Source organism: Thermodesulfovibrio sp. 1176 (assembly GCF_029946585.1).
Classification (GTDB): domain Bacteria; phylum Nitrospirota; class Thermodesulfovibrionia; order Thermodesulfovibrionales; family Thermodesulfovibrionaceae; genus Thermodesulfovibrio.
Window position 1 is genome coordinate 96,165 of sequence record NZ_JARZRZ010000004.1, and the last position, 12,971, is coordinate 109,135.

The window sequence follows — 12,971 nt, forward strand, 5'->3', positions numbered from 1 at the left end:
TCATTCTGAGCCGAAGGCGAAGAATCTTCTCCTTAGCAGGATCTCATTTTATCAAGTTTTAAATATTGATGTTTCATAATCCATTGAAAATAGCTGATTTTCTTATGTCAGAAAATCAAGCAATATCAATGGTTTACAGAATAACCGTAAGTGAAAAATTCCTGAAAAATTTGCAAAACCCTCCTTATAACATATTGAAAAATAAGAGAAAAAAAGAGGGGGTCTGTAGGAAACTTGACCTCATTTAAAAGGGATTGCGACTGCAATACTGCCTCTTGTTATCGTTGCTTTATATGTAGGAAACTTGACCTCATTTAAAAGGGATTGCGACCCCTTTATAAATCAAGTACAAATTGCGTTAAGTCCTGTAGGAAACTTGACCTCATTTAAAAGGGATTGCGACGTTTCAGAAAATCTCTTTTCAACTACTTTTCCAATAAGTAGGAAACTTGACCTCATTTAAAAGGGATTGCGACTAATCTTTCATGATTTTAATGCTGTTTTTAAACAATATGTAGGAAACTTGACCTCATTTAAAAGGGATTGCGACTTAACATAGACAAATGTGCATTGTTTTAATCCCTTCCTGCTGGGTAGGAAACTTGACCTCATTTAAAAGGGATTGCGACTACATTCTATTAAGATTTCTTACTGCGCTTTCATATTTTGTAGGAAACTTGACCTCATTTAAAAGGGATTGCGACTACGCCTTACATCGTCAATCTCATTTTCAGTAATCTTTCTATTTAGTAGGAAACTTGACCTCATTTAAAAGGGATTGCGACATAATCCCTACATGCTATTTCAACCTCTCCCCCTACCAATCTGGTAGGAAACTTGACCTCATTTAAAAGGGATTGCGACTTACCTTTCCAATAATTTCAGGCGTATTATCCGTAGGAAACTTGACCTCATTTAAAAGGGATTGCGACATGTGTTTTATATATTCCCTTCCACTTCTTGATGTAGGAAACTTGACCTCATTTAAAAGGGATTGCGACTTGACGGTGGAGGATATCCTCCACCGTTTTTTTGCTTGTAGGAAACTTGACCTCATTTAAAAGGGATTGCGACAACTTTTATGTGTTGGGATATGGAAAATTGTCCTTCGTAGGAAACTTGACCTCATTTAAAAGGGATTGCGACGAAATTATATATGCCTTCCTCATTCTTTCACCCCCTCTCGTAGGAAACTTGACCTCATTTAAAAGGGATTGCGACGAAATTATATATGCCTTCCTCATTCTTTCACCCCCTCTCGTAGGAAACTTGACCTCATTTAAAAGGGATTGCGACTTAATCCCTGTTAAACCTTCTCTGCAGAAGGTTTCTTCGTAGGAAACTTGACCTCATTTAAAAGGGATTGCGACTTTTTTCTTTTCTCTCCTTCATGTTTTCCTCCTATTTTTCGTAGGAAACTTGACCTCATTTAAAAGGGATTGCGACTTTTTGCTTGTCAACTTGTTTAAAACCTCACCCTTTAAAGTAGGAAACTTGACCTCATTTAAAAGGGATTGCGACTCCACCTCCTAATTTATTTTTTTTTATCATGATTATATCGTAGGAAACTTGACCTCATTTAAAAGGGATTGCGACCATATCTCCACCTCCTAATTTATTTTTTTTTATCATGAGGTAGGAAACTTGACCTCATTTAAAAGGGATTGCGACCCCTCTGCCACTTCCCCCTTCATGTTACGGGCTAATTGCATCGTAGGAAACTTGACCTCATTTAAAAGGGATTGCGACTATTGTCCCAATTAACAAATGGAGCGTAATCCCCTTGAGTAGGAAACTTGACCTCATTTAAAAGGGATTGCGACATTCTCCAATTGCCACTAATCCGTTTTCTGTTTCCACTGTAGGAAACTTGACCTCATTTAAAAGGGATTGCGACTCATCTAAATCGCAAATTGTTGAAGTAATGCTAATTCTAAGTAGGAAACTTGACCTCATTTAAAAGGGATTGCGACTTTTAATCACCCCCTTCCTTTTCATCTATGACCTCAGTAGGAAACTTGACCTCATTTAAAAGGGATTGCGACCATGCTAATGGATAATGTCCCTTAGCCTGTTTTCAAGAGTAGGAAACTTGACCTCATTTAAAAGGGATTGCGACTTCTGCTTTAAGTCCCAAATTTCGTATAGTGTCTCTCGGTAGGAAACTTGACCTCATTTAAAAGGGATTGCGACATAGCATATACATTTACGACCCATTTTCTGTTTCTCGTAGGAAACTTGACCTCATTTAAAAGGGATTGCGACCTCTGGATAATCTGATAGTTTCAAAAGCACTCTGTAGGAAACTTGACCTCATTTAAAAGGGATTGCGACGGAATTGGACCTCTCCACTCTGTAATTTCTAAGTAAGTAGGAAACTTGACCTCATTTAAAAGGGATTGCGACTGCGGCCTCCATACTCATATATCTTATATTCTCCGGTAGGAAACTTGACCTCATTTAAAAGGGATTGCGACCAACAATCTTGTCAAATCTTCTTTTTTGATGTAAATCATTTTTTGGTAGGAAACTTGACCTCATTTAAAAGGGATTGCGACATATTCAGGAACCTCTGTATCTGGTGGAAGCTCTTTAAGTAGGAAACTTGACCTCATTTAAAAGGGATTGCGACATAAAAAGTAATATTTTGATGTTTTGTGAAGCACCTTTGTAGGAAACTTGACCTCATTTAAAAGGGATTGCGACGCAAAGAATAACCTACGCTTTGCTGTATTAAAATGTGTAGTAGGAAACTTGACCTCATTTAAAAGGGATTGCGACAAAGGATTGAATCTTTGTCCTACTTGCATTTTCTGTAGGAAACTTGACCTCATTTAAAAGGGATTGCGACTTTTGCCTGAAAATAAAGTTAAAATTCCCTGACCTGTAGGAAACTTGACCTCATTTAAAAGGGATTGCGACGTCCCTGTGCCCGCCTGTTCTGCTACGGGTCAGAAAATCCCTAAGTAGGAAACTTGACCTCATTTAAAAGGGATTGCGACTAATAGCCCATTTATCGTTTACAACCCTGCTTCTTCGTAGGAAACTTGACCTCATTTAAAAGGGATTGCGACTTTTATAGCCGCCTTCAATCTGCCGTTTTCTACATGTAGGAAACTTGACCTCATTTAAAAGGGATTGCGACATTAATATCATCGTAGTAACCATCTTCCGACAGCGGTAGGAAACTTGACCTCATTTAAAAGGGATTGCGACATTTCCGTTGTAGAATATTTCACTACCTTGACACGGGGGTAGGAAACTTGACCTCATTTAAAAGGGATTGCGACGCTTCTTCAGGCTTGCCTTTGCAGCCTGAAGAAGGACGTAGGAAACTTGACCTCATTTAAAAGGGATTGCGACGTTGAACTCGACGAAGTCGTCGAAGTGAGGGAGTGTAGGAAACTTGACCTCATTTAAAAGGGATTGCGACTCACTCAACTCATCGCTATCACCTTCTTCTGCTTCGTAGGAAACTTGACCTCATTTAAAAGGGATTGCGACGTAAAACAGGGCTCTTGATGTTTTTTAAATTGTTTAGTAGGAAACTTGACCTCATTTAAAAGGGATTGCGATTGGATTAGTCCAGCAGAGCAGTAGACCAGTAGAACAGCAGTTTTGATATAATCATTTATGGCTAAATATAAAAATCTTATTGTGTGGCAGAAAGCCAATGAACTTGCATTGAAGATTTATAAACTCACAGAAGAATTTCCTAAAAAGGAGACCTTTGGCATAACTTCTCAGATTAGATGTGCAGCACTATCAGTGCCTACTAACATTGTTGAAGATTATGGAAGGAAAACAAAGGTTGAACTTTCCAGATTTCTTGATATGGCAAGGGTTAGTCTTGCGGAGACAGAATACTTACTGGAGTTTTCTAAAGAGTTGGGCTATATAAAAACAGACATTTCTGAAATTCAATCTCTTATTGAAGAAGCAGGAAAACTTCTTTGGAATTTTCAAAAAGGTCTTTAACTACTGCGCTACTGCTCTGTTGCTCTACTGCTCTCTACCTTGACCTCATTTAAAAGGGATTGCGACTTCTTTTTCCTTCATTTTGCTCCTTCTTTCAAGTTCTGATTTTTAATCCTCAATGAAAAATAGTTCTAAAATCGCCTCTGTTACGCAGGTGGTAACTTTCTATTGTTCTAACTTCAATAGGGGTAGTAGCTTCCATGCGATCCTCTGGTTGAGGGGAAAGGTCTAAAATTATACCCATAAACCTTGGTTTAGGAGTAAATCCGCGAGAAGAAATCACCCCGCTGATCCTAAACTCATTCATACCGGGGCGAATTGTTTGATTGGACAGTCCTCCTACAATTTTACCCCGTAAAGCTCCTCGACTCACCTCTTCTGGTTTGGAAACTAAAGTAATACTTACTCCTTCAATAGTTATACCGCTTAAATTTTCAAATGTAATGATAAAGCTACCTCTTATGTCTTCTGGAATTTCTCTTGGCTCCATAGTCATATGAAAATTTTGGATACTTGTTTTAACGGAAAGTATAGACTTTATTTCTACTTCCCTAGTCTGACTTACTGACTGTGCTCTTTCACTGGTAGCAACAAGAGTATATCGCCTTCTTTCATCAAAATTATTCCTATCTATTCTGATAGTCCGCTCACCAGAAGAAAGTACGGTATCAGGTCCTATTCTAACATTTGTAATTCTGCTTCCTCCTGGTCTTGGTTCAACTCTCCATCTCATTTTAAATTCTCCTCCTGCCATAACCACATCTGGCTCAACAGAAAATTCTCTAATAACAGGCGTATCTGCAAATATCTCTAAATTAAGTGTTCTTTGTTTAGACCTTCCTGCAGAATTAGTAGCGGTTAAGACAATCTGGCAAGCAAGCTGGGGAGCTAAAGTCGAAGGTAAAACTATTCTCTTTTCTCCGACCGCAGAAGATGAACGGTGAAGTTCTATAGCACCTACAGTAATCCTTATATCTGTAATAGGTGAACCTCCAGGTGTTGGTTCAACTCTCCAACTAAAAGTTACCTGCCCGCCTTGCACAACACCTGTGGGATTTGCTGAAAATTCCCGAATTACAGGGTCATCAGAAATTTGGTGTTCTCTCTGTTGTTGGGGTACTCCTCTTTGAATTTCTTCCCTTTTTATTTGTGGCTGGGCATAAATCAAAGAAAATATAAAAAAACTGGTTAATAATATTATTAAAATTTTTATTTTCATCATCATTATTTACTTTCCTACTATTCTAAAATTACGGCAAGCTGAATTATTTTCTTCATTGGATTCTGACACTTGATTATAATTATCCAAAATAGCGCATGCGCTATAATCTCCTTCAGGTTGTCTGATAAATATGTTAATAGTATAGGTTCCACCAGAATTAATACTGGGGACATTATATTGAATACTTGAAGTTAGACCTTGTTTACGAAATCGAACATCTACATAAAAGTTTGCAGAAGGAGCTGTGCCAATGTTTTTAATAACTAAAACTCCATTTATATTACCCCATTTGTCATGTACTGATGAATTAATAATCTCAGGAATTTCAAATTTTTCCACAGCAAGATCAGGTTTTTTTTCACAGGGCATGACAGTAATTGTTTTTTTATCAGTAAGCTTTACTCCTGTATAAGCCTCAAGGGTAAGTTTTACATTACCTATTAACCTCGGACTGATAAATCCAGTCTTGCTTATTAAAATTTTATTTCCTGGAAGTATTCTAACATCCATCTTTTCACCATCTATCATTATGGTGCAGGCTGTTGCAGATGGTCCACAGGTGTTAATTATTGCTTGGGTTAAGTTTATTTTCCTTTCCACACGTTCTATACTGCTATCCCAGTAGGATTTTATTGTGATGTCTTGGCATTTTGAAACTTTAGGACCTACAACACACTGGAATTCAGCTTTAACAGTTATTGTAGAATCTTTATCAGGTAATTTATTGTAGCAAGTTGGCTCTGTCCATAATCGAGATATTTTCCATTCCTCTAAAGATTGAGCGAAGATTGGATTTGATAAAATAAGCAAAATAAATAAAATAATGAGTAAATAAAACCTTTTCATCCTAATTTCCTCCTTCACATTCCATTTTTTCTTTAATTTATTGTTTTCTACAGGTTGTAATACTCTTCATATTGCTAATGTTTTGATTATCTATAACTCTTACTATTTTTATGTTATAGTTCATATCATCTTTTATTCTCGGGTCATCATTGGGTATTCTTGCTACTATATGTGTATCGCTCCATGAAACTATTGGTAATTCAAATTTTGGCTCATTCCAGTACATAATAACTTTTTTCCCTTCCTGAGTCCCAAATCTGTTTCCAATTATATGTATTTTTCCACCCTTTTTAGCACAAATATCTAAAGAATTAATGCTCTTTATTTCTGCATGTCTTTCACATTTTAGGGTCACTGTTTTTTCATTATTAGCCTTATTTAACTCCAAAATATTAGGATTATCAATTACCACTTTTATCGTATACTGTCCATCTTCCAATGGTTCAACATTGTTCCACGCAGCAACATTACGAAGATTGGCCTGCATTAACTGTTTTTGAGGATCAAATTCGGCTAAATGTTTGTTATACCATAATTGCCCATTTTTGAAAATTTTAATTCTAATCCCTTCATTAGAACTATATGCTTTTTCAGGTATAGGAACGCTAAATTCTGAAAAACTATAAATACTAACACGTAGATAACAATATCCTTTTGATAATTCAATAGTACTAACATATAAATCTGGAATATGACATTTTGCCCTGAAATTCAGTTTATTTGATTCAATAATTCGAGGTTCTAAAATTTTAAGCGAAACCAAGCTATCTTGAGTCTTATCTACTTCCCATAAATATTCAACTTTTTGTTTTCCATCTTTAACGAATGTAAGGGTTTTAACAGGTGTATATTTACCATCGCTACGCACAAAAGTATAGCGAACCTGCAAAGGTGTATTTTGTATATTAGCAACATTAATTTCTCCTTCAAAGTGTATAAATTTTGGACAAGCTCCTTCATAGATTTCTGGATTCACTTTAATTAAATTCGCTGATATCATTGGTTGAATTCTTGTTTGCTCAGCCTTTAAATTTAAAACATTTAAAAAAATAACAAAACCAAAAATAATAAATGTTACAACACCTTTGATGGATATTAAACTTCTCACTTTCTCCTCCTATTTAAGTTTTAAATAATTAGTATTACTAAATAATAAAAAAGTTCAAAATTAATTTTCACAAAGTTCTATTTTGAATAATTCTTCTTCCCATTTGCAGATATTGCCTTGATAGGCAGGTAAATTCTTATTATGGCTGGATTTATTTTTTTCAGAGAAAAGAGCCATAAGCCCACTTATGTAAGCTGAGGAAAGAGATGTACCAGATAGAAAATTATATTTATTATTTGGAAAAGTGGTAAAAATATTAACAGCAGGTGCTAATACTTTTGCCTTATTAGCTATAGCTTCGTTTGGATATGGTGTATTATTTTCGTCAAGACCTCCTACTGAAATAACTTCTGATAAAGAGGCTGGGAATGTTTGTTGTGATGGATTTTTTAAATTGCCTAAAGGAGCTACAAATAATATACCAGATGAATAGCCCTTTTTAATCAAAGAAGCAATTAAATTATCATAATGAATGCTTCCAAAACTCATGTTGACAACATTCATACCTTTTGATATTGCTTCATCAAGGGCTTTTGCAATGTTTGAAGAAATGCATCTGCCTTCTGGATTATTTCCAATTTGGCTACAGGCTCTGTAAGAATATATTTCTGAGAGAGGAGCAACTCCTTTTATTCCAAAAGCATCTTCTTTTGCTGAAATTACTCCAGCAACTGCTGTTCCGTGTATTTCTTTTTTATATTCTTCATTTTTAATAAAATTTTTAATTTCTTTTATCTGATTTTTTAAATCTTTATGTTCATAGTCAACTCCTGTATCAATCAAGGCAATCTTAATGCCGTTTCCTTTATAGTAACGATGGATTTTATCTATTTTCATTAAATCAAAAGCATAAATCATTTTACATAGAGGGTCAGAAAAAGTATGAAATATAAAGTTTGGTTGAGCTATTGTAATTCTGTTGTCTTTTTTTAATTCCTCGATTAATCCCAAAACATCTCCATCATATTGAAATAAAACAATAAAGCTTTCAAGATTTTTCAAGTAGTAATTTTCTATCATTTGAAGTTTATATTTTTTTGATAATTCATTTAAAAAGTTATCATTATAATCAGCTTTTGTAATTGATATAATAATCTGTCCAGGAACAAAGGATTTTTCAAAGAAAGAAAAGTTTCTTATATCACTTTCTGCAATTCTGCTATTGTTCATATCAAATCCTATTACTTTCCAGAAATACTTTTTGTTAGGCTGGAATATTTTATTGAGTATTACATCAGAGAGCATGTAATATTCATTTTTTGTATAGGCTGAAAAAATAGGGACAGAATCTTCTTTTTCAAAAAATTGAATCAAATAAACATAAGGCGTTTCAAGCTTTTCCCATTCAAATTTTATAGGAGCATATTCGAGTTTAGCATTGTTTTCAGGGTTCTGTAATTTTATTTTAATAATTTTTTTAACTTCTTCTGTTGTTACAAAGTATAAGGCTGATGGAATAGGTATCTGAATAGATGGTTTTGTAATTACAAATCTTATAACATGAACTCCTGGTTCAAAGGTTGGCAAAGAAGGAATTTGAGGAGTCTGAAAAGTAACTGTGTTTCCATAGGTAATGTGCTGATTAACATAGGAAATAATTCTTCCATCAACTTCCCAGTATCCTTGCAATAATCCAGAGCCTGAAAATTTTATATCTGCAAAAGCCTTGAGTCCTTCATAGTATTTTGGTACTGTAATCTCTGCCCTTCTGTTTTCAAAGTAAAGCTCTATTCTTTTTATATCAAAATCAGCTGCAGCTTCAGTGGTTATGTAAAAAGTAGCATAAGTATCTGTGGTAGAAATCCCACAATTACCATTCATAAAACTTCTTTGATAAGTAAAACTATTATATCCTTTATTTATGGCTCTTTCCAAAACTCTGATAGGTATATTTAAAGTCTCAATTGCAGTTCCACTATTATTTAACACATTGATTCTTAAAGGTTTTGAATTAATTTCTAATATATTATTTCCAGCATTAAAGGAACCACTAGAAGATTCTATATAACAATTATTAACATTTATAGCTCCTCCAAAAAACTGATATGTAAGAATAACTACAGAAGCCTGTCCTCTGGGAATATTGCTTTTAGAAGCAGTTACTGTTATTGCAGAATAAGCTATGTTATGGATGAAAAACACAGCAATCAATATAAATAATAAAATCAATCTTTTCATTTTTCTCTCCTCCTTAAAATGAAAATGGTATATTTGTTGTGAATACAAGATAAAGCACAAACTCATCATTATTATAAGATGGATTAATCTTATCAGTTATTTTTGAATAGGTTGCTTTAAGTGCTATAACTGGCTTCATATAATCTTTAACTATTTTTGCAAGATCATAGGCAAGCTGAACAGTTCCATTAAGATTTCTTGTGTTGACTGAGCCATCATTTGTTTTTGTTATTGTATAAGTACCTGCTACATCAAAAGACGCTTTTTGATCAAAAAATTTTGTTCTGAAATCAGTATTTATAGTATATGTGTCTGTTCTTACATCAGTTAGTTTAACTTTAGATTGATTAAGAGAGAAACTTGTACTTAAAGAATATTTCTCATCATTGTATGCTGGAGTGAGTGTATATGTAATTGATTTTGTATCATTATTATGTTCGGATTTATCATTCATCACCGAATAAGTTGTCATAAATCCTATATTTAATTTATCTTGTATGAAATTAATTCTTCCTGATAAAATATCGTTATCCATATGGATTTTAGGTGTACCTTCGGGTTCCTTTGTACTTTTTTGAATTGATTTTTGATATGTCAGTCCTATTGGAAAATTTTGAAATTTATTGAAGGAATAATCAACCATACTCTGATAGTTAATAACTCTTGGAAAAAGTTCATCACCTCTTACATTGTCATTGTATCTTGAGAAATTCAGATTCAATACATGTTCTCCCCAGTTAGCTCCTCCTCTTAAACTTAAACCCTGACGGTCTTTTTGAATATGGTTACCTACCACTTGATAGTCTCTTCCAATATACTCATACATTGCCTCATAATTATATTTATCAATATTTCCATAAATTTTTGCCCTGTAAGCTTTATCACTGCTTTTACCGAATTCATCTGAGGTGTCGGGATCATATTTTGAAAAATCAATTTCAAAATCAGTGTTTAATTTATTTTCAAAAAAATTAGATGTTACAAGAAAACCAAGGACATCTCCTTTTTTAATTCCATCTGTACCTGATATGCCAAATCCTGAAGATGGTTCACCTCCTGTTACATAAATAGTTTTAATTTCCATTTTTTTATCAAAAAGTTTTAATCCAGCAGAAACTCCCATTATATGGTCTTCTGAAGATGTTTCAATACCTGTTCCGCCTCTTCCTCCATAAATAGCTTCACTCTTTACTGTAAAGACATTAAATTGAAAAATATCATATTCAATATTAATCAAACCTCCTTTTCTGCTGAGTCCTGATAATGTATAAGGGGTTTCTGTAATTTGTATATCTCCAATGCTTACTTTTGTTTTAAATAAATCTTTAGTATATTCTCCAGTCAATATCCAGTTGACTATATCAAATCCTTTTTTTTGGGGTGGCATAAGGGGTTCATTCTGGTCAAAATATCTAAGATTTGTATTGAATTTAAACTCCCATGTTTGATTTTTAAGTTTTGTCTCGGATGTTAGGTTCCCTTCAATTTTTGAATTTGGCTGGCTTCCGAAAGATTCTGGTTTTTTTAAAATTCCTTGATATATTATTGTTGCATTATTGTTTGACCAAGCTTCATCAAAGATTTCCGAATGTTTTGTTGTAAAGGTAACTGATTTTTCTATTTGCATTCCCTCTTTATTCTTAGCTGTGATTGATAGATTATGAGTTCCAGGCGGTACAACCATGAAAGGTTTAAACTCAAAACCCTTATCTGTGAAAGTAATTAATTGAGTTATGTCTTGTCCATCAAAAATTACAACAATTGTATCTCGCATCACTGTTTCATCAAATTCAACTTTCACTTCAGGTTTTTTATCAATGACTGTTGAATTATCTAACGGTGATAGAATTTTAACAGAAGAATTTGTAGTCTCTGCATAGGAAAAACAATAAAAAAATAAAAATACGAAATTCACACCGATAATGCCAAGTAGTATCATATTATCCTCCAGCTTGAATTTTATTATTTATCATGTCAGGATTGTTTAAACTTGTGCAGATTAAGCAACCCGAAATGATAAATTTTTAAATTATACATTTATTTAGAGATATATTCAATAATAATGTTTTCACCCTCGCCTATAACATTAGTAATACGAAAAATATTAAATAATGGATTTTTAGTAATTGCTTCTTCAATTTTATTTTCTATTCTCACTCTAACTGATTCAGACATTAAAATCTCTTTTAATTTAGAAGCTATAACATTTTTAATCTTATTATCTATATCTCTTTCCAGTCTTTCTGAAAGAAAAGCATCCCAAGCTTCAACAAAAGTGCCTCTAATGTAAGGAATTACCTGAATATCTTTGTATGTAATTTTTCCATTCTTAAATGCAGGAATGAAATAAACGGTAATATCCATTTGTGTAAAATTATAATCAGGGGCTGAAACGTCATGCCATACTCCCCATGTATATTCATAACCTCTAATTTCTGTGCCAGAAGTTTCAAAATTTATTTTTAGCTTGATTTTTCCATCTTCTATAGCAAAGGCGCTTTGTCCTGAAAATGAGGCATTTATATCATTAACAAAGCCTCTGTAATCATATATCTCTCCTTTAGAATAATCAAATCTCGGAATTGAAAAAGTTGTACGATTTCCCATTATTTCAATATGAGAGTCATTTGCTTTATAGGGATTATGGCTTAAAATACCAGTAGAGCCATCAAAATTATTTAATCTTATAGACCCTGTAAGTAAACTTCCAAATATAGATATCAATTGATTATTAATTATCAATCTATTTCTTTCCCACGCATGTTCATAATAATCAACATCTTGTGGAAGATGTGCTCTATATTTTGGATTTAAAATCACATTAATCAATAAACTATCTGCATTTAATGCTTTGGTTCTGTCTGGTAATGTAATATTCCCTAATTCGACTTGCTCACTAACTCTGATAGTTAAATTAGAAGTGGTAAAACTACCTTCTGCCAAAGAAGGACCTGTTAGACTTGTAATTATAGAGTATTTAACTTCAATTGGACTTGATAAAAAATCACCATTCCCTGTATTTTTTGCAAAAAATTTAATCTTCATGGTTTTCTGATCAACTGACGGTTTAACATTTTCGATTTTAGGTTTCTTTACAGTTATAAATAATTCTTTACTTGCAATTAAAGAACGCTGTAATACTCTTCCAGTTCTTGGATCAATATCTAACCGAAAAGGATCGGGAGCAGATATTTCAAGAGTATATTTGGTATCTTGTAATGGTTTTATAGTTTTAGATCCTTCTATTGTAAATGATTCATTAAAATAATCAGTCCTTGTTAAGGGAATTTGTCCAATATCAGGTTTTATCTCTAATCTTAAATTTCCTAAATTTTTCCCTTTGATCACCCATCTTAGGTTTAAATCATCTCCGTAATTGATTACAGATGAAGAAGCGGTAAAACTTTGTATAGATAAAAAATGAGGTGAAGATGGAACCATTTGTGATGGAGAAGGTGAAGGTTGTTGTTGTTTGGATTTTTCATCTAGCTGCTTAGGTGCTGGAGTTACTTTTGATGGTGGAATCGAAGGTTTAATTTCACAAAATGAAGCTTTTGAAAAAAAAATTATCGTCAAAAAAACAAATAATGTTAAAAATAACAATTTTTCTCTCATTTTATGCCTCCACATTTTTTTATT

Annotated in this window: 7 protein-coding genes and 1 CRISPR repeat array; of the genes, 1 reads left to right on the forward strand and 6 read right to left on the reverse strand. The window is 33.4% G+C overall.

The window, feature by feature from the left end:
* The first annotated feature begins 225 nt into the window (after positions 1 to 225).
* Positions 226 to 3,576: direct repeats of the CRISPR family, unit length 36 nt; unit sequence GTAGGAAACTTGACCTCATTTAAAAGGGATTGCGAC.
* A gap of 57 nt (positions 3,577 to 3,633) precedes the next feature.
* Complete coding sequence (locus QI155_RS08175; protein WP_068861709.1) at positions 3,634 to 3,978, forward strand: four helix bundle protein; 345 nt, start codon at positions 3,634 to 3,636, stop codon at positions 3,976 to 3,978.
* A 115-nt stretch (positions 3,979 to 4,093) separates the two neighbouring features.
* Here the strand turns inward: QI155_RS08175 and QI155_RS08180 are convergent, their stop codons facing one another.
* The 6 genes from QI155_RS08180 to QI155_RS08205 all read right to left on the reverse strand — a co-directional run bounded on the left by QI155_RS08180 (position 4,094) and on the right by QI155_RS08205 (position 12,947).
* Positions 4,094 to 5,200 (reverse strand): hypothetical protein, encoded by a 1,107-nt coding sequence (locus QI155_RS08180; RefSeq protein ID WP_143600892.1) that lies wholly within the window; start codon positions 5,198 to 5,200, stop codon positions 4,094 to 4,096.
* Between the two features lie 6 nt (positions 5,201 to 5,206).
* Entirely contained in the window at positions 5,207 to 6,046 is an 840-nt protein-coding gene (locus tag QI155_RS08185; protein ID WP_068861711.1) for a CARDB domain-containing protein, read from the reverse strand.
* Positions 6,047 to 6,083: 37 nt separating this feature from the next.
* Entirely contained in the window at positions 6,084 to 7,154 is a 1,071-nt protein-coding gene (locus tag QI155_RS08190) for a hypothetical protein (protein ID WP_068861712.1), read from the reverse strand.
* 60 nt (positions 7,155 to 7,214) lie between these two features.
* Positions 7,215 to 9,332, reverse strand: coding sequence for a S8 family serine peptidase (locus tag QI155_RS08195; RefSeq protein WP_068861713.1), 2,118 nt, complete (start codon positions 9,330 to 9,332; stop codon positions 7,215 to 7,217).
* A 13-nt stretch (positions 9,333 to 9,345) separates the two neighbouring features.
* The gene (locus QI155_RS08200) at positions 9,346 to 11,271 is read right to left on the reverse strand and encodes a hypothetical protein (RefSeq protein WP_281321419.1); all 1,926 of its coding nucleotides are present in this window, start codon (positions 11,269 to 11,271) and stop codon (positions 9,346 to 9,348) included.
* A gap of 98 nt (positions 11,272 to 11,369) precedes the next feature.
* On the reverse strand, positions 11,370 to 12,947 hold the full coding sequence (locus QI155_RS08205) for a hypothetical protein (RefSeq protein ID WP_281321420.1): 1,578 nt from the start codon (positions 12,945 to 12,947) through the stop codon (positions 11,370 to 11,372).
* Positions 12,948 to 12,971 lie beyond the last annotated feature (24 nt).

What these genes read in the sequence shown, in the direction of transcription:
- QI155_RS08180 (WP_143600892.1), bottom strand. Translation starts at nt 5,200, where the DNA reads ATGATGAAAATAAAAATTTTAATAATATTATTAACCAGTTTTTTTATA.
- QI155_RS08195 (WP_068861713.1), bottom strand. Translation starts at nt 9,332, where the DNA reads ATGAAAAGATTGATTTTATTATTTATATTGATTGCTGTGTTTTTCATC.
- QI155_RS08205 (WP_281321420.1), bottom strand. Translation starts at nt 12,947, where the DNA reads ATGAGAGAAAAATTGTTATTTTTAACATTATTTGTTTTTTTGACGATA.
- QI155_RS08185 (WP_068861711.1), bottom strand. Translation starts at nt 6,046, where the DNA reads ATGAAAAGGTTTTATTTACTCATTATTTTATTTATTTTGCTTATTTTA.
- QI155_RS08175 (WP_068861709.1), top strand. Translation starts at nt 3,634, where the DNA reads ATGGCTAAATATAAAAATCTTATTGTGTGGCAGAAAGCCAATGAACTT.
- QI155_RS08200 (WP_281321419.1), bottom strand. Translation starts at nt 11,271, where the DNA reads ATGATACTACTTGGCATTATCGGTGTGAATTTCGTATTTTTATTTTTT.